General features: G+C 65.5%; 19 protein-coding genes. 13 read left to right on the forward strand and 6 right to left on the reverse strand.

Annotation, left to right across the window (positions count from 1 at the left end; translation table 11 throughout):
• Positions 1–8 precede the first annotated feature (8 nt).
• Positions 9–707 carry a response regulator transcription factor gene (locus tag QM672_RS11320; protein WP_149253366.1) on the reverse strand — a complete coding sequence of 233 codons (699 nt, stop codon included), beginning with the start codon at positions 705–707 and terminating at the stop codon, positions 9–11.
• Between the two features lie 201 nt (positions 708–908).
• Here QM672_RS11320 and QM672_RS11325 point away from each other — a divergent pair, with 201 nt between their 5' ends.
• Positions 909–1685 carry a HugZ family protein gene (locus tag QM672_RS11325; protein ID WP_394312536.1) on the forward strand — a complete coding sequence of 259 codons (777 nt, stop codon included), beginning with the start codon at positions 909–911 and terminating at the stop codon, positions 1683–1685.
• Between the two features lie 87 nt (positions 1686–1772).
• Here QM672_RS11325 and QM672_RS11330 read toward each other — a convergent pair whose 3' ends face one another.
• A complete protein-coding gene (locus QM672_RS11330) occupies positions 1773–2594 on the reverse strand; it encodes an alpha/beta hydrolase (RefSeq protein WP_311937916.1) in 822 nt (273 codons plus the stop codon).
• A gap of 128 nt (positions 2595–2722) precedes the next feature.
• Between QM672_RS11330 and QM672_RS11335 the strand changes: the two genes are divergently transcribed.
• Entirely contained in the window at positions 2723–3733 is a 1011-nt protein-coding gene (locus QM672_RS11335; protein WP_311937918.1) for a GlxA family transcriptional regulator, read from the forward strand.
• 31 nt (positions 3734–3764) lie between these two features.
• On the opposite strand, the gene QM672_RS11340 is transcribed toward QM672_RS11335, so the two are convergent.
• The 4 genes from QM672_RS11340 to QM672_RS11355 all read right to left on the reverse strand — a co-directional run bounded on the left by QM672_RS11340 (position 3765) and on the right by QM672_RS11355 (position 8067).
• Positions 3765–5006 (reverse strand): MFS transporter, encoded by a 1242-nt coding sequence (locus tag QM672_RS11340; RefSeq protein WP_376717690.1) that lies wholly within the window; start codon positions 5004–5006, stop codon positions 3765–3767.
• Positions 5007–5347: 341 nt separating this feature from the next.
• On the reverse strand, positions 5348–6706 hold the full coding sequence (locus tag QM672_RS11345) for a hypothetical protein (RefSeq protein ID WP_415082625.1): 1359 nt from the start codon (positions 6704–6706) through the stop codon (positions 5348–5350).
• Positions 6707–6826: 120 nt separating this feature from the next.
• A complete protein-coding gene (locus QM672_RS11350) occupies positions 6827–7246 on the reverse strand; it encodes a RidA family protein (protein ID WP_394312529.1) in 420 nt (139 codons plus the stop codon).
• 125 nt (positions 7247–7371) lie between these two features.
• Entirely contained in the window at positions 7372–8067 is a 696-nt protein-coding gene (locus tag QM672_RS11355) for an NUDIX hydrolase (protein ID WP_415082627.1), read from the reverse strand.
• Between the two features lie 234 nt (positions 8068–8301).
• On the opposite strand from QM672_RS11355, the gene QM672_RS11360 reads away from it, so the two are divergent.
• The 11 genes from QM672_RS11360 to QM672_RS11410 all read left to right on the forward strand — a co-directional run bounded on the left by QM672_RS11360 (position 8302) and on the right by QM672_RS11410 (position 20894).
• On the forward strand, positions 8302–8607 hold the full coding sequence (locus tag QM672_RS11360; RefSeq protein ID WP_415082629.1) for a hypothetical protein: 306 nt from the start codon (positions 8302–8304) through the stop codon (positions 8605–8607).
• 173 nt (positions 8608–8780) lie between these two features.
• On the forward strand, positions 8781–9836 hold the full coding sequence (locus tag QM672_RS11365; protein WP_415082631.1) for an SPFH domain-containing protein: 1056 nt from the start codon (positions 8781–8783) through the stop codon (positions 9834–9836).
• Between the two features lie 188 nt (positions 9837–10024).
• Positions 10025–10915, forward strand: coding sequence for a hypothetical protein (locus QM672_RS11370; protein WP_415082633.1), 891 nt, complete (start codon positions 10025–10027; stop codon positions 10913–10915).
• A gap of 185 nt (positions 10916–11100) precedes the next feature.
• Entirely contained in the window at positions 11101–12288 is a 1188-nt protein-coding gene (locus tag QM672_RS11375) for a pyridoxal phosphate-dependent aminotransferase (protein WP_415082635.1), read from the forward strand.
• A 176-nt stretch (positions 12289–12464) separates the two neighbouring features.
• Complete coding sequence (locus tag QM672_RS11380) at positions 12465–14057, forward strand: 5-guanidino-2-oxopentanoate decarboxylase (protein ID WP_415082637.1); 1593 nt, start codon at positions 12465–12467, stop codon at positions 14055–14057.
• 86 nt (positions 14058–14143) lie between these two features.
• Entirely contained in the window at positions 14144–15322 is a 1179-nt protein-coding gene (locus tag QM672_RS11385) for an acyl-CoA dehydrogenase family protein (protein WP_415082639.1), read from the forward strand.
• A 254-nt stretch (positions 15323–15576) separates the two neighbouring features.
• Positions 15577–16314 (forward strand): SIS domain-containing protein, encoded by a 738-nt coding sequence (locus QM672_RS11390; RefSeq protein ID WP_311937943.1) that lies wholly within the window; start codon positions 15577–15579, stop codon positions 16312–16314.
• Between the two features lie 163 nt (positions 16315–16477).
• Entirely contained in the window at positions 16478–18544 is a 2067-nt protein-coding gene (locus QM672_RS11395) for an acetate--CoA ligase family protein (protein WP_311937945.1), read from the forward strand.
• A gap of 242 nt (positions 18545–18786) precedes the next feature.
• On the forward strand, positions 18787–19575 hold the full coding sequence (locus QM672_RS11400) for an enoyl-CoA hydratase-related protein (protein WP_149253381.1): 789 nt from the start codon (positions 18787–18789) through the stop codon (positions 19573–19575).
• A 150-nt stretch (positions 19576–19725) separates the two neighbouring features.
• The gene (locus QM672_RS11405; RefSeq protein ID WP_415082642.1) at positions 19726–20361 is read left to right on the forward strand and encodes a TetR/AcrR family transcriptional regulator; all 636 of its coding nucleotides are present in this window, start codon (positions 19726–19728) and stop codon (positions 20359–20361) included.
• Positions 20358–20894, forward strand: coding sequence for a GFA family protein (locus tag QM672_RS11410; RefSeq protein WP_415082644.1), 537 nt, complete (start codon positions 20358–20360; stop codon positions 20892–20894). Before QM672_RS11405 ends, QM672_RS11410 begins: the two co-directional genes overlap by 4 nt.
• The last annotated feature ends 62 nt before the right edge of the window (positions 20895–20956 follow it).

The raw sequence follows: 20956 nt of genomic DNA on the forward strand, positions 1-20956 counted from the left end.
GGAAACCCTCACGCTTCCTTGAAGCGATAGCCGACACCATAGAGCGTTTCGATCATCTCGAAATCGTCGTCGGCCTGCTTGAACTTCTTGCGCAGGCGCTTGATGTGGCTGTCGATGGTGCGATCGTCGACATAGACCTGGTCGTCATAGGCCGCATCCATCAGGGCATTGCGGCTCTTGACCACGCCCGGGCGCTGGGCGAGGGCGTGCAGGATGAGGAACTCGGTAACGGTGAGCACCACCGCCTCGCCCTTCCAGGTGCAGGTGTGGCGTTCGGGATCCATGCGCAACAGGCCGCGTTCCAGGATCTTGGCGTCCGAAGCCTTGGCAGCGGCGGCATCCTTGGGCTGGAAACGGCGCAGCACCGCCTTCACGCGCTCCACCAGCAGGCGCTGCGAGAAGGGTTTGCGGATGAAATCGTCGGCGCCCATCTTCAGGCCGAACAATTCGTCGATCTCCTCGTCCTTGGAGGTGAGGAAGATCACCGGCAGCTCGGATTTCTGGCGCAGGCGGCGCAGCAGCTCCATGCCGTCCATGCGGGGCATCTTGATGTCGAAGATGGCGAGATCCGGCGGATTGGCCTTCAGACCGTCCAGGGCCGACATGCCGTCATTGTAGGTCTGGATGCGATAGCCTTCCGCCTCCAGCGCGATGGAAACCGAGGTCAGAATGTTGCGGTCGTCATCGACCAGCGCAATCGTCGGCATTGCAATCCTTTCATGACGCGGTGTAACCGCCAAAGGCTATTATGATGGTTTGCGCGGCAAATCACCATACTTGCCTTCGCATTCTACGCCTAAACCGGCGGAAGTGTGACAATTATCGGTTCAAAACGGTACTTCTTGTTGCCAATCGCCGGCAAAACGGCATTTTCAAACTGTTTCCATCCAAACGAGTCTTCCAGAGCGATGTCTTCGAGCGATACCACGCGTCTGCCCGGCCAGCCGGTTCCGGCGAACCAGCCTGCCGATTTCGAGCCCGTAGCGGAGGGCAAGGCCCTGCTCAGGCGCATCCGCGCCGGCGCGCTGGCGACACTTGATTCGAGCGATGGCTCCCCCTTTGCCAGCCTCGTCAATACAGCCACCGATTTCGATGGTGCGCCGCTGCTTCTACTCTCCCGGCTGGCAGCCCATCGCAGCAATATCGAGAAGGATGCGCGCATTTCCCTGCTGCTGAGCGAGGGCGGCAAGGGCGATCCGCTGGCCCATGCCCGCCTGACCGTGAAGGGCCTGGCTGAGATCGTCGAGGATGAAGATGCCAGGGCTCTCTGCAAGGCGCGCTTTCTGGCCAGGCATCCCAAATCGGCGCTTTACGCCGATTTCCCGGATTTCAGCTTTTTCCGCGTGGCGGTAAGCGGCGGGCATCTCAATGGCGGCTTTGCACGCGCTGCCCTGCTGTCGGCGGAGGAACTCCTTACCGACGTCAAGGGCGCGGAGGCCCTGCGCGCCGCGGAGGCCGGGGCGATCGAGCATATGAACGCTGATCATGCCGATGCCGTCAGGCTCTACGCCACCAAATTGCTCGGCGGCCGCGACGGCCCCTGGCGCATCAGCGGCATTGATCCCGAAGGCCTGGATCTGGCCTTTGCCGACGACACGCTGCGCCTCGTCTTCGACAAGCCGGTCCTGGACGCCACCGCCCTGCGACTGACGCTGGTACATCTGGCCGAGAAGGCGCGAGGCTGAGGCCGGCTATTCCGACCAAGACGGGTGAAGCGCGACAATCCCTCTCCCACCTGGGGAGAAGGATTGCTGCGTCTTTTCCTACTGACTTCAGCCCCTGATGAAGGCAAGCAGGTCGGCGTTGAACTGGTCCTGCTGCGTCAAGGTCAGGCCATGCGAGCCACCCGGATAGACCTTGAGGGTGGCGTTGGGGATGAGCTTGACCGACTGATGGGCGGAAGCGCCGATCGGCACGATCTGGTCGTCGTCGCCATGGATGATCAGGGTCGGTACGTCGATCTTCTTCAGATCCTCGGTGAAGTCGGTCTCCGAGAATTGCTTGATGCAGTCGAGCTGGCCCTTGAGGCCCCCCAGCATGCCTTGCAGCCAGAAGGATTCGCGCGCGCCTTCGGAAACCTTCGCGCCTGGGCGGTTGTAGCCGTAGAAGGGCAGGGTCAGGTCCTTGTAGAACTGCGAGCGGTCGTCGAAGGTGCCCTTGCGGATGCCGTCGAAGACTTCGAGCGGCAGGCCTCCGGGATTGGCGTCGGTCTTCAGCATCAAGGGCGGCACGGCGCCGACCAGGACAGCCTTGGCGACATGCTTGGTGCCGTGGCGTCCGAGATAGCGGGTAACTTCGCCGCCGCCGGTGGAGTGGCCGACGAGCACGGCATCCTTCAGGTTCAGTTCCTCGATCAGTTCGGCGAGGTCATCGGCATACTGGTCCATATGGTTGCCGTCCCAGGTCTGGGTCGAGCGGCCATGGCTGCGGCGATCATGCGCAATCACCCGGTAGCCATGCTGCCCGAGGAACACCATCTGGGCGTCCCAGGCATCGGCGCTCAGAGGCCAGCCATGGGAGAAGACCACGGGCTGCCCGCTGCCGAAATCGCGGTAGAAGATCTGGGTGCCGTCTTCGGTGGTGATCGTGCTCATCGTCGGTCTCCTGCTGGGTTGAAATGCGGGGCGCCTCGGAACGTGGCGGCCTGGTGAGACATTGAATACCGCGCCATGGGCGTGATACGGATTGGCGAAACTGACATTGTTCGGGGCAAAACTGACAAATGGCAATGGGTAGCACTCTACCTGAGATTGGCCTGCTGCTGTATCCTGGCGTGCGCACGGCCGCCGTCTACGGCATGGTCGATCTCTTCGACGCAGCCAATGACATCGCGCGCCGCCGGGCCGGCGATGCGGGTATCGGCATTCGGATCTCCCAGTGGAAGATCGCCGAGGGCGGCGGCATCGATTGCGTGGCGGACAGCCATGGTCCAGCCCCCCACAAGCCCGTGGCGATCGTTGCCCTGCCGGGGCTCGGCGATCTGCCGTCCCATGCGGTTTCCGCTCCTTTCGCCGCCTGGCTGCGCCAGCGCCATGACGAGGGGGCCATGCTGTGCTCGGTCTGCGCCGGCGCCTTCCTGCTCGCGGAAACCGGCCTGCTGACCGGACGGCTGGTCACCACGCATTGGAGCTTCGCCCAGGCCCTTTCCCAGCGCTTTCCCGATATCCTGATCGATACCGCCAAGATGATCGTCGACGATGGCGATATCATTACAGCCGGCGGCATCATGGCCTGGACGGACCTTGGCCTGACGCTGGTGGACAGGGTCCTGGGGCAGGAGGTCATGCTGGAGACGGCGCGTTTCCTGCTCGTCGACCCACCGGGGCGGGAGCAGCGCTATTATTCGAATTTCACGCCCAATCTGCGCCATGGCGACGAGGCCGTGCTCAAGGTGCAGCGCTGGCTGCAGGACCAGGAGGAGGCGGCGGAGGACATGCGTCCGGTTTCCCTGGCAGCCATGGCTGACAGGGCCGGCCTGGAGGAACGCACCTTCCTGCGCCGCTTCCACAAGGCGACGGGCCTGAAGCCGACCGAGTATTTCCAGCATATCCGTGTCAGCAGGGCCCGTTCCCTGCTGGAAACCACCAATCGCAATGTCGACCAGATCGCCTGGTCGGTCGGCTATGAGGATCCGGCGGCCTTCCGCAAGGTGTTCGCCAAGCTGATGGGGCTGTCGCCGCGCGACTACCGGCGTCGTTTCGGAGCCGGGCCGGCGATCGGGGCAGCGGCCTAAGCGGGCTCGCCGCAGCTCCAACCCGTCGCTCCTAACCCGCGACGGCGGCGGCTTCGGGCTCGCGCCTGTCGGCCCGCTCCAGGCCCCAGGACACCAGGAAGACCGCGAGGCCGGCCACGGCCAGCAGGGCGCCCACCCAGCCTGTCGAGGCCCAGCCGAAGCCGGCCGCGACGGCGACACCGCCGAGCCATGCGCCGAGGGCATTGGCGATGTTGAAGGCCGAATGGTTGAGCGCGGCCGCGAGCGTCTGGGCATCGCCGGCCACGTCCATCAGGCGGGTCTGGATCGCCGGGCAGATGGCGAAATTGCAGCCGATCAGGAAGATGCAGAGCGAGATCATCCAGGGATTGGATGCGGTGAGGCCATAGAGCGCCATCACCACGATCACCCAGACCAGCATGCCGCCGATGGTGGCCATCAGGGCGCGGTCGGCCAGCCAGGAACCGGCGATGTTGCCGACATTCATGCCGATGCCGAACAGCACAAGCGCCACCGGCACGAAAGCGGGCGAGAAGCCGCTGAGCTGGGTGAGGGTGGAGGCGACATAGGTGTAGACGGCGAACATGCCGCCCAGGCCGATGGCCGGGATCGCCAGGGTCAGCCAGACCTGCTTGCGCTTGAGGGCGCCGAGTTCACGCAGCGGGCTGGCGCCGGGCTTGACCTTGTCGAGCGGCATGAAGGCCAGGATCAGCGCGGCGGTAAGAGCGCCGATGGCGCCGACGGTCGCAAAGGCGAGGCGCCAGCCCAGGGTCTGGCCGAGCCAGGTGGCGAGGGGGGAGCCGACCAGCGTCGCGAGCGTGATTCCCATCATCACGCGCCCGACCGCCTGGGCGCGCCGATTGGGCTCGGCCATGCCGGCGGCGACCAGGAAGGAGACGCCGAAATAGGCGCCATGCGGCAGGCCCGCCAGGAAGCGGAAGCCGATCAGCTGGTAATAGCCGCCCGCCAGGGCGCTGGCGGCATTGGCCGCGGCGAACACCACCATCAGCCAGAGCAGCAAGGTGCGGCGCGCCATACGGGCCGAAAGCACGGCGATGACCGGCGCACCGACGACCACGCCGAGCGCATAGGCGCTGATCATGTGGCCGGCTTGCGGCTCGGTGACCAGGAGACCGTTGGCGACGTTGGGCAGGATGCCCATCGAGGCGAATTCGCCGGCGCCGACGCCGAAAGCGCCGACGGCAAGGGCGAACTCGATCCAGGCGGCGCGATGGCGATGGGAGGGGCTGTCGGCGTTGAGATCGGCGAGGGAAGCGGTGGCCGGATGGGTCACGGGAGGGCTTTCAGGGCGAATGGCGCGAAACAAACAAGATGAGAAACCTCACGGCGAGAGGCCGCAGGCTGGCAATGGCTTGAATCAACGATTTGGGAACGATGTATTGCACCGCAATATTGCTTCCGAAGGGGAAAATGTAAATCGGTTTACGTCTGCATTTCGGCATGGCTCGGGGCCGAGCTATGCCTGGGAAACGGACGTCTCGTCCGCGCTTGAAAATGCGGCGGTCCGGAAAGCTGGAGTTTCGGCCGCAGGAGCCTCTATCCGGGTTCTTCACGAGGTTGGCCTGGTGCCTTGTTTCCAAGGCCGAGCACGGCTGCCCGTGACCCTGATGCTGGCTAATAGGGCTTGGCAGCCACATAGCCATAATAGTTCATCAGGAAGTCATCCAGCGTGAGCGTTCCGCTCAAGGGCACCTCGCGATAGCCGTCGCCCCAGGTATAGATGTGGAACGTGACTTCGCCATTCTCCACCTTCATCTGCGATTGCAGCACGACCCAGTGATCGTCGCGAATGTCGGAGCTCTGGGTCTGATGGCCATCGACCATGTTGGAGCCGATGAGCAGGACGACATGGTAGCCCGCCGCGAGCAGGCGGTTCGCTTCCTTCATGTTGTCGGTGTCGCGCTGGTGGCGGAAGAAGTTCGCATCCTCCCGCACATCCGTGTAGCCGGCCTGGTCGAACCAGTAGGCCAGCTCCATCGGGGTCGTCATGCCCGAGAATCCGCCGTCGGTCGAATCGTAATGGATGGCCCAGTCGTTGGAGTTGCGGATGCTCGCCAGCGTCAGCCAGTCGACAGGGGCAATATCGGAGGACGAGGGGGCGGCATGGCGCAGATCGGCTTTCGGCTTGATCGGAAGTCTGTAGAGCACGCCCTCGCCCTTGTCGTACATGTCGCAGGCGTAGGCGGCATAGGTTCCCGGACGGTCGCGCAGGACATTGAAGACCAGAGCCGCTGGTCCGCACAAATTCGTCTGGTTCTGGTCGAGCGTGCCCGGATAGGCGACGCGGATGATGATGCCGATGCCGACTTCGTCCCGGTCGAGATTGGGCCATTGGCCGCGACCGAGCTTGCGCATGAAGTCGCAGGCACGGCCGACGGCATAGCTGCGCTGGACCGATGAGACGTCGAACGGCCATTTTGCGATCATCGTGCCGGCCAGGTCGACGAAGCGCTCCAGCATCGCCTTCGACCGCGGCATGATGGTGTTGGACTTCTCTGCGATCATCTTCAGGTCGGCGAGTTCGCTCTGCGTTACCCGGCCGTCCTGCAGGGTGGCGCGCAGGATCTCGACGACCTCGACATGGTTGAGATGGTGATCGTCGGCCAAGGCCGCGCGCAGGGCTTTCGGTACCGAGTTGCTCTGGAATACGCCCCAAGGCCCGGTCGGGGTGGCAGCCGGCGTCGGCGAGGGGCGTGAGGCGAGTTCCTCCAATTTGGCGATGGCTGCGCCGGTGGGCTCGATGAAACCTGTCTGGTGCGCCGGGAAGTATTTCTTCTGGAACGTGAGGATGGCACTGCACAGCGCGTCGCTGGCGATGCCGCCAACGACGCGGCCTGCAATACCGGCTTGGGCTCCGCCGTCAATCTTGGGAATGAGATTGAGGAGTGCGATGACGATCTGCTGGTCTTCGGCCCAGTTCTGGCACTGGGCGCCGGTCGAGGCGTGGCGACCTACGCGCGCACGGAGGGGCATGCGATCCTCCTTCTCGCGATCGGTACTGTCGTCTCGCGATGGATGTTCTCGGTTTGCCGACACTAGCGGTGTCCGGCGTTTTGAGTATCCACTGAATAGGGGGGACGCGTGACCCGCCCGTTATCGGCCTGTATCCGTGCTTCCCTTCTGCTCCGGCAGCACGGCGATGGCGTCGATCTCCACCAGGACGTCGGGGAGGAACAGCGAGGCGACGCCGACGAGAGAACTGGCCGGCGGCCGCTCCTTGCCGATCCAGCGATCACGCACCGCCCGGATCACAGGCAACTGGCTGGGATCGTAGTCTCGCACATAGATGGTCACCCGGGCCAGCGCGCTGAAATCGCCGCCGGCCGCCTGCAGGGTGGCGAGCAGGTTGGCGAAGACCTTGTCGAGCTGGGAGGCGAGGTCATCGCCGACGACCTTGCCCGTTTCGTCGAAGGGCACGTGGCCGGAAAGCAGCAGCAGCCGCCCGCTTTCGACCAGCATGGCCTGGGAAATGCCGGGAATGGCGGAGCCGGGCGGATTGATAGGGCGCAGCATGATGGTCTCCTTACTCTGTCGGTCTGTTTTCGCAGGCGATGATGACGCTGTCTCGACTGGAGCATTATCCAGGAAGGCTGGCAGGGTTCTTCTTGGCTAAGCATGAAGGAAGGAGAAAGGTTGGATCACACCGTCCTGTCGAATTCCGTCAGCGCCCGGCTGGCCAGCCGGTAGAGCTGCGCCGGGCGCTTGCGTTCGGCGGTGGCGCTCGCCTTGGCATCGATCTCCTCGAGAATCTGCATTTCCATCAGCTTGCGGCGGAAGGCGCTGTCGTTGAGCGGCGTGCCCATGGCCCTCTCATAGACGGCCTTGAGCTCGGGCAGGGTGAATTGCTCGCCGAGCAGGAAGGCCGGCAGGGTGGAATAACTCGCTTTCGAGCGCAGTCGCTCCAGGGCGGCGGCGATCAGCCTACCATGGTCGAAGGGCAGAGGCGGGCAATGGTCGGGATCGATGCGCTCGAAACGGGGAGCGCCGGCTGCCTCGGCGGCGGCAAGGCGCTCGTCCGGCACCAAAGCCAGATAGACGATGGCGATCGACCAGCCGCGCGGGTCGCGATCCGGGCCGCCAAAGCTGCGCACCTGTTCGAGATAGAGGCCATCGAGCCTGGCCTTGCTGGTCAGGATGCGCCGCGCCGACGCCTCGATGTCGGCATCCTCCTCCGGCCTGACATAGCCGCCGATCAGGGCGAGTTCGCCGGCATGGGGATCGTATTCGCGCCGTTGCAGGCAGAGCCGCAGGCCGTCTTCGTTCAAGGTGACGAGAACGATGTCGACCGTGGCGATCGGGCGCTGTTCAGGCCCGGCATAGGAAACGACAGGCATTTCGACATCCATAAACAGGGCAACGGTGGAACCCAGGGCACTCCCTGCCCGCGGTGCCAATTCCGTCAAATCGTCCTAGCACAGCCGGAAGCGGTGGCGAGATCAAGGCGCAAAATGCAATTTGTGATTTTATTGGCTGGCGCAGATGCCTTCCCGTCGCCGCCTGTTCGCTTGGGAACTGACCGATGGTGCGATCCGTGGTGAAACGGCATCCGATCCGGAGCAGAGGAAGACATGCGCTCGTTTCTGTCGTCTGCCTTGCTGGCCACCCTCGTCGCCGGCTGCGCGGCGCCGCAATCCACGGTCATCGTCAAGCCCTTCACCGGCCATGTGCCGAGGATACCCGGCAATTACGAAGCGGCGGCCGGATTGCCGGAACCTCCGCGGCCGGAGCCGGCACCACCTTCTTCCTCGAGTAGTTCCTTCGATCAGACAGGGAACTCGGTTGACGAAAATTATTGTGCCGGGGTCGTCACGCCCACGCATAGTTCCTATCGCTGGTGCAACAAGCACGGCTACCCGACCAAGGATAGGCGGTAGGGACGTCTGCCTCCCTCATTCCCGGTCGAGGCTGGTGCGCTCCGACCACCTGCATGTGCTGTTCGACACAGGGTCGATGTAAGTATGGCATAAATATACAAAATACAATTTGCACTTTGTAATTTAATAAATTAAAACGAGTTCAATCGATCTCGACAACGCAGGAGCCAGCCATGGCCACCATTCGCCGCTATCCCTTCTTCAGCCACGCCCGCGTCGAGGCCTCATCCTTCCTCGGCGTCTACCGTCGCGGCCGCCTCGCCCGGTCGGGCCGGGGCCAGGCCGTGTGGTTCTCGCCCCAGGGCAGCACCTCGCTGGTCGAGGTGCCGGCCGACGACCGCAACCATATCGTCGCCGTCACCGGTCGCACCGCCGATTTCCAGGCAGTGAGCGTGCAGGGGCTGGCGAGCTGGCGCGCCCAGGAGCCGGCGCTGCTGGCCGAGCGCATCGACTTCTCCGTCGACCTGCGCACCGGCGCCTATCGCGCCGATCCCTTGAGCCAGGTCGAGAACCTGATCGACGGGCTGGTGAAGACCGCGGTCGAGCGTTTCCTTTCCAGCCGCAGCATCGGTGTCGTGCTGGCCGAAGGCGTCGGCACATTGCTGGCCGAGGTGGAGCGGGATCTTGCCGCTACCGCCGCGCTGTCGGCGATCGGCATTGCCCTCACCGGTATTCATTTGTCCGATCTCACGCCGGCACCGGAACTGGTGAGGGCCCTGCGCCAGCCGACGGCGGAAAAGCTGCAGCAGGCCGCCGACGAGGCGACCTTTGCCCGCCGCGCCGCCGCTGTCGAGAAGGAGGCCGCGATCGCCGAGAACGAGACCAAGGCCAAGATCCGGCTGGAGGAAGAGCGTGGGCGCCTGTTTGAGCGCGAGCGCGAAAACGAGCTCGCCCAGGCACGCACGGCTGTCGACAAGAACATGGTGGCGGCCGAGGGCGAGGCGACGGCCCGCGAGCTAACGGCGCGCAGCCAGGCTGTGACACGCGGTGTCGCCTCGGAGGCCGAAGCCGAAGCGATCCGCCGGCTCGACGAGGCCAAGCTCGCCGGCGAGCGTGTCCGTGCCGAGATCGCCAACACCCTGCCAGTGCTGATCCCGGTGGCCGAAGCCCTCAAGGAGGCCTTCGCCAATGCCAGGATCGGCACGCTCAATCTCGGCCCCGACGTGCTGGCCCAGCTCGGTACCGTGCTCGGCGCGGCCCTGGCCAAGGGCGAGGAGCAGGCAGGTTGAGTGGCATTTTTGCCTTCTCCCCTTGTGGGAGAAGGTGCCCCGAAGGGGCGGATGAGGGGTGGAGGCGCCTAGCCGACAAGGTCACGTTTCTCCCCCTCATCCCCCGCCGGGACCTCTAGTCAACTCAAGAGAGTTGACGACACCCGCAAGGGGAGAAGGAAACTATCCCGCGAACCCCGGAGCCCGCCATGTCCCTTCTCGCCCCCCGTGTCATCCTGGTCCGGCGCGAGACCGATCTCGACCGCATCCGGGCAAGCTACACCAGCGCTGCCGCTGCACGCTTCGTACTGGAGCGCAAGGGCCTGACGCTGGAAGCGGTGGAGGACACGCATCGGCGCTTTACCGAGGCTCTGCATCGCATCAGGGCCGCCATCCCGGCCGACTGGCGCCAGGCTACCATCCTGCGGGCCGATGTCGAACGTTTCGTCTTCGGTCCGGAGGATGTCGTGCTGGCAATCGGCCAGGATGGGCTGGTCGCCAATGTCGCCAAATATCTCGATGGTCAGGTCGTCATCGGCATCGATCCCTTTCCGGGGCAGAACGCTGGCGTCCTGGTGCGGTTCGGGGTGAGCGATACCGGCGACGCGTTGCAGGAGGCCGTGAAGGGCAGTATCCGCGTCGAGGAGCGCGTGATGGCGGAAGCGCGTCTCGACCAGGGCGAGCGATTGCTCGCCCTCAACGAGATCTTCGTGGGCCATGCCAGCCACCAGTCGGCACGCTACACATTGTCCTGCGGCGGCCAAAGCGAACGCCAGTCCTCTTCCGGCCTGATCGTCACCACCGGGACCGGTGCCACCGGCTGGGCGGCCTCGATCCTCAACGCCACCCATGCCAGCCTGGACCTCTCGCCGGTGCAGCCGCGCCTCGGCTTCCTGGTACGCGAGGCCTGGCCGAGCCCCGCCACCGGCACCGAGCTGGTACGGGGGCTGGTGGAGGAGGCGCCTGTCGTCGTGACCTCCGAAATGGATGGCGGCACCATCTTCGCCGATGGCATCGAAAGCGACCATCTCGCCTTCGACTGGGGCCGCCGTGTCGAGATCGCGCCCTCGGCGAGGCGGCTGAGGCTGGCCGTGCCGTGAGCCTTGGGCAAGGCCCTTGGAGCTGGCCCTTGGGGCAAGACGTCGCGGGGGTTACGCCGGATCGCGCGCCATGGTATCGGCTTGCTCATCTCATTCGGTGTCATCAACCATTCATCAGGTTGGCCTCGATGCGTCTCCTCCCCGAAACACCGACATCCCGGGAGGACAGTTCTTAGGAGTGTACCGTGCGCTTTGCTTCCGTGACCGATCGTTTGGCCGATTTGGGTGCGGCGAAATGGGCCGTGCATTTCGAAGCGCGCCGCCGTGTCGCGGCTGGCGAGCCGATCATCGAGCTCACCATCGGCGAGCCTGACACGCCGGCGCCGCAGGCCCTGATCGATACCGCCATCGCCAGCCTGCAGGCACGCCGCATCCGCTATTCGGGCGGGCGCGGCGAGCCATCCGTGCTGCAGGCCATCGCTGCCAAATATTCCAAGCGCACCGGTCGCACCATCACCACCGACAACACCGCCTATATGCCAGGCACCCAGACCGCCCTCTATGCCGCGCTCGCCGCCCTGGCCGAAGCCGGCAACGAGGTCCTGGTGGGCGATCCGCTCTATGCCACCTATGAAGGCGTGATCCGTGCCAGTGGTGCCGATATCGTGCTGGTGCCGCTCGACCCGGTCAATGGCTTCCATCTGCGTGCCGAGGACCTGGAAGCCCGCATCACGCCGCGTTCGCGCGTCCTGCTGCTCAACTCCCCGCACAATCCGACCGGTGCCACCCTGTCGCGCGAGGAAATCGCTGCCATCGTCGATGTCTGCCGGCGGCACGATCTGTGGATCGTCTCCGACGAAGTCTATGAGATGCTGTCCTATGGCGCCCCCTTCGCCTCGCCTTTCGACTTGGCCGAGGGGACCGAGCGTACCGTGGTGGTATCCTCGCTCTCCAAGTCGCATATGCTGCCGGGCATGCGCGCCGGCTGGTGCGTCGGGCCGGTGGAGTTCATCGAACGCCTGCTGCCGCTGTCGGAAATGATGCTGTTCGGCGGCCAGCCCTTCATCCAGGACATGGCGGCCTATGCGCTCAGCGAGACCTTCGCCGAATGCGCCGAGAGCGCCGAGAGCTTCCGCGTGCGGGCCGAGATCCTGCCGGAAATGCTCGCCAATGCGCCGGGCCTGCGTTGCCCGAAGCCGGAAGGCGGCATGTTCGCCATGGTCGACGTCTCCGGCACCGGCATTGACGGCGAGGCCTTTGCCTGGCGCCTGCTCGAAGAGGAGAAGGTCGCCGTCATGCCCGGCGCCTCCTTCGGCCAGCAGGCAGCGGGCCATGTGCGCGTCGCCCTCAGTTCCGATGCCTCGCAGTTGCGCGAAGCCGCCAGCCGCATGGTCAGCCTGGCGATCCGGCTGAGCCAGGGCAAGGCCGCCTGAGGCAAGATTTTCCTTCTCCCCTTGCGGGAGAAGGTGTCCCGAAGGGACGGATGAGGGGTCTTGCAACGCCAGCCGTATATGGCGTGCCACCCCTCATCCCCCTGCCGGGACCTTCTCCCGCAAGGGGAGAAGGGAGACGTGTCCTGCAAGACAATAACCGCATCCACGGGGGAACCATGGCCGACCATCCTCATCTCGGCACGCTCATTCCGCAATTGCTGGTCGAACGCGGCATCGATACGGTGTTCGGCATTCCCGGCGTGCACACGGTCGAGCTTTATCGCGGCATTCCGGGCTCGGGCCTCACCCATATCACGCCGCGCCACGAGCAGGGCGCCGGCTTCATGGCGGACGGCTATGCCAGGGCGACCGGCAAGCCTGCCGCCTGCTTCATCGTCACCGGCCCCGGGCTTCTCAACATTGCCACCGCCATGGGGCAGGCTTTGGCCGACAGCGTGCCCATGCTGGTGATCACCACGCTCAATCCGCGCCAGACCCTCGGCCGGGGCGAGGGGCATCTCCACGAATTGCGCGGCCAGTCCGTGGTCGGCCGCGAGGTGTCTGCCCTCGCCTTGACGATCTGGACCGCAGACCAGCTCATTCCCGCCTTCGACGAAGCCTTCGCCTTCATGGCCTCCGCGCGTCCTGGCCCGGTGCTGATCGAAATCCCGATCGACCTGTTGTCCGAGCCCTTCCCGGGGCCCGTGACCGCTATGCGCAAGCCGGCCGGCCCGCCGGTACCACGCGCCGACGATGTCGAAGCGGCTGCAGCCTTGATCGCCAGGGCGAAGAAGCCGCTGGTGATCGCCGGCGGCGGTGCGGTTGCCGGGGCCGATGCCGTTCGTGAACTGATCGAGAAGCTGGGCGCCGCCACCCTGCTCACTGCCAATGCCAAGGGCATCCTGCCGGCTGGGCATAAGCTGCTGGCCGGCGGCTGCATGCTTACTCCTGCGTTGCACCGCGCGATCGGCGAGGCCGATCTCGTGCTGGCCCTCGGCACCGAGTTGGGCGAAACCGAGTTCTGGTATGAGCTCGATGGGCTGAAGCTCAACGGTGCGGTGATCCGCGTCGACATCGATCCGCGCCAGCTGCATCGCAATGCCCGCCCAACCCTGCCGGTGGTGGGCGATGCCGGGCGCTTTGCCGCCGCCCTGGCGCCGCTCGTGAAGACGATCGAGGGTGGGGCCGCCTATGCCCGGCAGTTGCAGGCCGCGCGTCTCGAGGGGGCCGATCCACGCTATGTCCGGCATCGCCCGCTGCTCGACGCGATCTGGCAGGTACTGCCCGAGGCCGTCGTCGCGGCCGATTCCACCGCGGCCAGCTATGGCGGCAACTTCATGGCCGAACCGCCGGCGGCCCGACGCTGGATGAGTGCGGCCACCGGCTTCGGCACGCTCGGTTATGCCTTGCCGGCGGCTATCGGTGCCAAGGTCGGCCGTCCCAAGGTGCCCGTGGTCTGCATCATCGGCGATGGCGGCTTCCAGTTTACCTTGCCCGAACTCGCCAGCGCGGCCGACGCCGGCGCCCCGATCATCGTGCTGCTCTGGAACGACCAGCGCTATGGCGAGATCGAGGAATACATGGTCCGCAACCAGATCGCCCCGCTCGGCGTGCGCCTGCAGGCGACCGATTTCAGTGCCGCCGCCAAGGCCTTTGGCGCCAGGCATGTCGCCGCCCGCTCCCTCGGCGAGGTCAAGGAAGCCCTGCTCGCGGCCGCGGGTGCGCCGGTGACCACCATCGTCGAGATGGATGCGTCGCAATACGCTTGATCCATGTCGCGATCGGCATGATCGGCGCCATGAAAAGACTAGAAAGGGCGCCGATCGAATTTCCGTTGTACCGAGGGGAAACGCCGATGCAGTTCGCATTGACCGAAGAGCAGGACATGCTGGTCGAAACGGTGCGCCGTTTCGTCGAGGAGGAGCTCTATCCGCATGAGGCGCTGGTCGAGCGCACCGACGAAGTGCCTGACGACCTCGCCGCCGAAATCAAGAAGAAGGCGATGGAGCTCGGGCTCTATGCCGCCAACATGCCGGTGGAACTGGGGGGCGGCGGCCTCGATGCCGTCGGCATCGCCTTGCTGGAGCGCGAGCTCGGCCGGGCCAATTACGGCCTGCAGATGGTGGTGGCCCGCCCCTCCAACATCCTCCAGGGCTGCCGGGGCGCCCAGCGCGAGCGTTGGCTGCTGCCGGCGATCCGCGGCGAGCGCGTCGACTGCCTGGCCATGACCGAGCCCGGCGCCGGTTCCGACGTGCGCTCGATGAAGACCAAGGCCGTCTGCCGACATGACGCTAAATTGGGCGACAGCTATGTCATCAATGGCCAGAAGCACTTCATCAGCCATGCCGACAAGGCCGATTTCATCATCCTGTTCGCCGTCACCGGCACCGAGGAAACCAAGCGCGGCCCCCGCAACCAGATCTCCGGCTTCCTGGTCGACAAGGACACGCCCGGCCTGACGGTGCGCCCCGGCCCGCATGCGCTGTCGCATCGCGGCTATCACAATTGCGAGCTCTATTTCGACGACTGCGTCATCCCGGCCGACCAGCTTCTCGGCGAGGAAGGCAAGGGCTTCGACCTGATGAGCGAATGGCTCGGCGCCACACGCCTCACCGTGGCGGCCACCTCGGTCGGCCGGGCGCGCCGGGTGATGGACGAGACCTTGGCCTGGGCCGGCCAGCGCAAGCAGTTCGGCCAGGCGATCTCGCAATTCCAGGGTATTTCCTTCCCGCTCGCCGATCTCGCGGTGGAGCTTGAAGCAGCCGACCTTCTCACCCTGCGGGCCGCCTGGCTGCTCGACCAGGGCAAGGCGACCGATGCCGATTTCGCCATGGCCAAGCTGGCGGCCTCCGAGATGCTCGGCAAAATGACCGACAGGGCGATCCAGACCTTCGGCGGCATGGGCCTGATGGACACCCTGCCGATCGCCGGCTGGTGGAAGGACGCCAGGGTCGAGCGCATCTGGGACGGCACCAGCGAGATCCAGCGCCTTATCATCGCGCGGCAGATGCTGCGCCCGCACGAGGGGCGTTGAGGCGATGTCCCGTAACGATTGAGGCGCCACCTTTGTCATGCCCGGGCTTGACCCGGGCATCCAGAGGCCCCGTCGCCGAGATCCGGAGGGAGGAACTGGATTGCCGGATCAAGCCCGGCAATGACAGAGGTCGAACCATCTCGATTCGTTTCGTGACGGATGAGCCCAAAATGGCGGCGCTTGGCGGGAGCATCATGATCGTGCAGGAAGGAACACCTCTCCCGCATGCAGCAGCCAGTTCCCGGAAGATTGCCATGACCGACATACCGACCGCCGCCGCCTATCTCGCCGATCTCACCCGGCGCATCGGAGCCCTGTTCTGGGCCAATGCCGAGGCCATCGCAGCAGCGGCTGTTGCCGTCGAGCGCACGGCCCGGCAGGACGGCCTGGTCTATGTCTTCGGCACCGGCCACAGCCACATTCTGGCCGAGGAGGCGCATTATCGCGCCGGCGGCCTGGCCCTGACCGTGCCGATCCTGTCGGCGGTGACCATGCTGCATGACGGCTCGGTGGCCAGCACGGCTTTCGAGCGCATCCCGGGCATGGTGGCGCCCGTGCTGGCGCGCTATCCGATCGGGGCCAAGGACATGCTGATCATCGCCTCCAACAGCGGCGTCAATGCCGCCATCATCGAGGCGGCGGAGATCGGCAGGGCGGCCGGTGCCACCATCGTCGCCATTACCTCGCTCGCTTATTCGAGCCAGGCAGCACAGGGCCGGCCCCGGCTTGCCGATCTGGCCGATGTCGTGCTCGACAATGGCGCACCGCCCGGCGATGCCGTGATGGCGCTGCCGGACAGCGAATTGCGCACGGGCCCGGTCTCGACCTCGATCGGTGCGGCCCTGCTCAACGCGGTCTTCGCGGAAGCGGCGGCGCGCCTGCAGGCCGAGGGCGGCAATGCCCCGATCTATCGCAGCGCCAACATGCCGGGCGCCAAGGAGATCAATGCCGGGCTGGTTGCGCAGTATCGGCCGCGCAACCCGCATCTTTGAGATCGTCGTCGATGATGGCGGTCCATGACAGAATTTTTACACGAAGCGGTATCAATCTACATGAGCAGATTGACGCCGGTCCCGTGCTCGTCAACCTTGTAGCAACGCCTCCTCCCTAGGGTGCGAGGTTTCCCGCCTGCTTTGTCTCCATAGGTCCCACCGCATGTCCGTCGTCGATGGCCTCCGCCGCCTGCTCAAACCCCGCCACATTGCCGTCGCGGGGGGGCGATTGGCCTCCGTGATCATCCGTGAATGCGACCGCATCGGCTATGCCGGTCCGATCTGGCCCATTCATCCCGACAAGACCGAAATCGCGGGACACAAGGCCTACAGGACCGTCGCCGATCTGCCGGAGGCGCCCGATGCCGTTTTCGTGGCGACGCCGCGTGAGCCCACGGTCGACATCGTCGCGGCGCTGGCCGAGCGGGGAGCCGGTGCGGCCGTCTGCTATGCCGCCGGTTTCGCCGAGGTCGGCGAGGAGGGCGCGGCGCTGCAGAAGAAGCTCGTCGAGCTCGCCAAGGGCATGCCGATCGTCGGCCCCAATTGCTACGGCGTGCTCAACCTGCTCGACGGCTGCGTGCTCTGGCCCGATACCCATGGCGCCGAGCGGGTGGAGAAGGGCGTCGCCATCATCACCCAGTCCGGCAACATCGCCCTCAACATGACGATGCAGCGGCGTGCGCTGCCCATCGCCTATGTCATTGCCGTCGGCAACAAGGCGATCGGCGACCATGGTGACTATATCGAGGCGCTGCTGGCGGACGAGCGCGTTACGGCCATCGGCCTGCATGTGGAATCGATCGACGACGTCGCGCTGTTCTCCCAGGCGGCGATCAAGGCGCTCGAAAAGGGCGTGCCCCTGGTCGTGCTGAAGACCGGGCGCTCGGAGATCGGCTCAGAGATCGCCATGAGCCATACTTCCTCGCTCGCCGGCGCCGATGCGCTCTACAACGCCCTGTTCGCCCGCTACGGCGTGGCGCGTGTTGTCGACGTCCCGGCGTTCGTCGAGACGCTCAAGCTCATGCACCTGTTCGGCGGTCTGCCGGGCAAGCGCATCTCTTCGATGAGCTGTTCGGGCGGCGAGGCGGCGCTGATCGCCGACCTCGCGGCCGATCGCGACCTCGAGTTCGCGCCGATCCCGCCGGAAAACGCCGCTCGCCTGCAGGAGTTGCTCACTGACAAGGTGCATGTCTCCAACCCGCTCGACTACCACACCTATATCTGGGGCAACGAGCCGGCCAACGAGGCTGTCTTCACCGAGATGCTGAACTCGGGCTTCGACCTTAACCTCCTGGTGCTGGATCAGCCGCGCACCGATCGCGGCCTGGTGCCGGATGGCGGCTTTGCCGCCGCTCGCGCGGCGATCACCCGTGCTGCCGCAGCCTCGGGCGCCCGCGCCGCCGTGGTGTCCTCGCTGCCGGAGAACATGCAGGAGGACGATGCCAAGGCACTGCTTGCCGACGGTGTGCTGCCGATGCAGGGCATGGGCGATGCGCTGACCGCCATCACCCATGGCGTCGACTTCACCATGGCGCGTGCCGGCTGGGAGAAGCTCGTCCCGTTGCGCAAGGTCGCGCGCATCGATGTCGGCAAGGCACGCCTGCTCAGCGAATATGAATCCAAGCATCTGCTCGGCCGCCACGGCCTCGAGCTGCCGCCGAGCCGTATCGCCGGCACGGTCGAGGCCCCGTCCACAGCGGCTGCCCTCGGCTTTCCGGTGGCGATCAAGATCCACAGCGACAAGATTGCCCATAAATCGGATGTCGGCGGCGTCAAGCTCGGCCTGCGTTCGCGGGCCGACGTGACCGACGCCGTCGCCTCGATGTCGCATCTGGGCGACCGCTTCCTGGTCGAGCGTATGGTGGAAGGCGCCGTTGCCGAGTTGATCGTCGGGGTGGTGCGCGACCCCCAGTTCGGCCCGACGCTCACCGTCGGCGCCGGCGGCGTGCTGGTCGAGATGCTCAAGGACGCGGCCGTGATGCTGCTGCCGGTCACCGCCGAGGAGATCCGCGAAAAGCTGATGAGCCTGCGCGTCGCACGCCTGCTCGAAGGCTTCCGCGGCAAGCCGCGCGGCGACATCCGTGGCACCATCAAGGCCATCCTGGCGATCGCCGATTTTGCCGAACGCCATGCCGACCGGTTGGTCGAACTCGACGTCAATCCGCTCTTTGTGTTGCCCGAGGGGCGCGGAGCCATCGCTGCCGATGCACTCGTTCGCATGCTGGATTGAGACCAAGGGCGCCAGAACAGCCTTCACCCTCCCCTGGAGGGGGAGGGTCGACACGCAGTGTCGGGGTGGAGTGACGACGTCAGCAGGCGAAGTCGTTTTGGCCATTTCCGCCGGTGCCTCCTCACCCCACCCCGGCCTTTCAGGCCGACCCTCCCTACGCAACTCAAGAGAGTTGCGGACATCCAGGGGAGGGTGAAAGTTGCGCATGCCGATCGTTGCGCTAGCATTTTCAGGAGATTGCCATGTCTGAATCCGTCAAGCTCGAACGCCGCGGCGCGGTGCTGGAGGTCACGCTGGATCGTCCGAAGGCGAATGCCATCGACCTCGCCACCTCCAAGGCGCTGCATGCCGCCTTCCGCACCCTGCAGGACGATCCGGAGCTGCGCGTCGCCATCCTCACGGGGGGCGGCGAGCGCATCTTCTCGGCCGGCTGGGACCTGAAGGCGGCCGCCTCCGGTGCCGAAGAGCCCGACACCGATTTCGGACCGGGCGGCTTTGCCGGCCTGACTGCCTTCTGGGAGCTGACCAAGCCGGTGATCGCGGCGGTCAACGGCGTCGCTATCGCCGGGGGCTGCGAGCTGGCTTTGGCCGCCGATCTCATGGTGGTGGCCGATCATGCCGAATTCGCCCTGTCGGAAGTCACCGTCGGCCTCGTCGCCGATGCCGGCGGCATCCAGCGCCTGCCGCGCCGTATTCCGCTCGCCATCGCCAGCGAATTGCTGCTCACCGGCCGCCGTTTCACGGCGCAGGAGGCCCATGGCTGGGGCCTTGCCAACCGCGTCGTGCCGATGGCCGACCTGATGGCCACGGCGCGGGAACTGGCCGATACCATCGCGGCCAACGCGCCGCTGTCCATCGCCGCAGTCAAGGCTATCCTCGCCGCCACCGAAGGCATGGGTGTGCGCGAGGCCTATGAGCATGTCTATGCCGGCAAGGTGCCCGAGCACCGCGCCATGCAGCTTTCCGAGGATTCGCGCGAAGGCGCCAAGGCCTTCGTCGAAAAGCGCGAGCCGGTCTGGAAGGGCCGGTGATCGGGGGCCGGACCTTCAGGCCGCCTGACAATATCCATTTACAACATTGCGCCAACGCAGAAGGGGAGGCCGGCAGGGAAAGGCCGGCCTCCCGAAATGCCATTCTGACTTCACGCTTGACGCATACCAACCATTTGGTATGTATATCACATGTCAAGACCCACCAAGCAATCGCCCGAACGCGGCCATGCCCGAAACCGCCTGCTGGAGGCGGCGCGGGACGTCATCCGCGCCAAGGGCTTCGCGGCCACCTCCGTCGACGACATCTGCCGCGCGGCCGATGTCACCAAGGGGGCGTTCTTCCATCATTTCGGCAGCAAGGAAGCGCTGGGCGTCGCCGCCGCCGAATATTGGGAGGAGACGACCGCCGGCTTCTTCCAGGTGGCGCCCTATCACGCCCCGGCCGATCCCCTGGAACGCGTTCTGGCCTATGTCGCCTTTCGCAAGGCGATCATCGTGGGCGAATTGCCCGAGTTCACCTGCCTGGTCGGCACCATGGCGCAGGAGGTCTATGCGACCGCCCCCGACATCCGCGATGCCTGCGGGCACAGCATCTTCGGCCATGCCGCCACGCTGGAGGCCGATATCGAGGCGGCGCGGCGCGAGCGCGGCATGGCTGGTGACTGGACGGCCGCAAGCCTGGCGCGGCACACACAGGCCGTCATCCAGGGCGGCTTCGTGCTGGCCAAGGCCGGCAACGATCCCGGACTGGCGCGGGAAAGCCTCGATCATCTCGACCGATATATCCGGCATCTGTTTCATCTCAGCGGGGAGCAAACACCATGAGCGGGACCATGACGATCGGCTGCAACTGCGGACGGACACGCCTGGAGGTCAGGGGCGCGCCGATCCTGGTATCCGAATGCCTGTGCAATTCTTGCCGGGCCGCAGCGGGGCGGCTGGCGAAGCTGCCCGGCGCCAGGCCCATGCTGACCTGCCACGAGGCCACGCCCAGCGCCGAATATCGCAAGGATCGCATCACCATCCTTTCCGGCGCCGAACATCTGAGCGAATTTCGGCTTTCCGACAAGGCCGGGTCGCGCCGCGTGGTCGCCACCTGCTGCAACACGCCCGTCTTCCTGGAAATGAAGGGCGCGCATTGGCTCAGCCTCTATCTGCATCTATGGCCCGAACAGGCGCGGCCGAAAGTGGAGATGCGCACCATGGTCGGCGACCTCAACGACGCCTCCGGCCTTCCCGATGACATTCCCAATCTGAAGACCCATACGATCTCATTCTACGCCAAGCTGCTGGGGGCATGGATCGCCATGGGCTTCCGCGTTCCCAAGCTGAACATCGTGACGAAGGTCGAGGCCTGAGGGAGATTCCGGCAACTGTAGTTGAGCGAGTGTCATGCCTTGAAGGGGGTCTGATCTCGCAC

Source organism: Labrys sp. (in: a-proteobacteria), from assembly GCF_047605565.1.
GTDB lineage: Bacteria > Pseudomonadota > Alphaproteobacteria > Rhizobiales > Labraceae > Labrys > Labrys neptuniae.

Coding starts and splice junctions, on each gene's coding strand:
- QM672_RS11320 (WP_149253366.1), bottom strand. CDS start 707: ATGCCGACGATTGCGCTGGTCGATGACGACCGCAACATTCTGACCTCG.
- QM672_RS11325 (WP_394312536.1), top strand. CDS start 909: ATGTCTTCGAGCGATACCACGCGTCTGCCCGGCCAGCCGGTTCCGGCG.
- QM672_RS11330 (WP_311937916.1), bottom strand. CDS start 2,594: ATGAGCACGATCACCACCGAAGACGGCACCCAGATCTTCTACCGCGAT.
- QM672_RS11335 (WP_311937918.1), top strand. CDS start 2,723: ATGGCAATGGGTAGCACTCTACCTGAGATTGGCCTGCTGCTGTATCCT.
- QM672_RS11345 (WP_415082625.1), bottom strand. CDS start 6,706: ATGCCCCTCCGTGCGCGCGTAGGTCGCCACGCCTCGACCGGCGCCCAG.
- QM672_RS11350 (WP_394312529.1), bottom strand. CDS start 7,246: ATGCTGCGCCCTATCAATCCGCCCGGCTCCGCCATTCCCGGCATTTCC.
- QM672_RS11355 (WP_415082627.1), bottom strand. CDS start 8,067: ATGCCTGTCGTTTCCTATGCCGGGCCTGAACAGCGCCCGATCGCCACG.
- QM672_RS11360 (WP_415082629.1), top strand. CDS start 8,302: ATGCGCTCGTTTCTGTCGTCTGCCTTGCTGGCCACCCTCGTCGCCGGC.
- QM672_RS11365 (WP_415082631.1), top strand. CDS start 8,781: ATGGCCACCATTCGCCGCTATCCCTTCTTCAGCCACGCCCGCGTCGAG.
- QM672_RS11370 (WP_415082633.1), top strand. CDS start 10,025: ATGTCCCTTCTCGCCCCCCGTGTCATCCTGGTCCGGCGCGAGACCGAT.
- QM672_RS11380 (WP_415082637.1), top strand. CDS start 12,465: ATGGCCGACCATCCTCATCTCGGCACGCTCATTCCGCAATTGCTGGTC.
- QM672_RS11385 (WP_415082639.1), top strand. CDS start 14,144: ATGCAGTTCGCATTGACCGAAGAGCAGGACATGCTGGTCGAAACGGTG.
- QM672_RS11390 (WP_311937943.1), top strand. CDS start 15,577: ATGACCGACATACCGACCGCCGCCGCCTATCTCGCCGATCTCACCCGG.
- QM672_RS11395 (WP_311937945.1), top strand. CDS start 16,478: ATGTCCGTCGTCGATGGCCTCCGCCGCCTGCTCAAACCCCGCCACATT.
- QM672_RS11400 (WP_149253381.1), top strand. CDS start 18,787: ATGTCTGAATCCGTCAAGCTCGAACGCCGCGGCGCGGTGCTGGAGGTC.
- QM672_RS11405 (WP_415082642.1), top strand. CDS start 19,726: ATGTCAAGACCCACCAAGCAATCGCCCGAACGCGGCCATGCCCGAAAC.
- QM672_RS11410 (WP_415082644.1), top strand. CDS start 20,358: ATGAGCGGGACCATGACGATCGGCTGCAACTGCGGACGGACACGCCTG.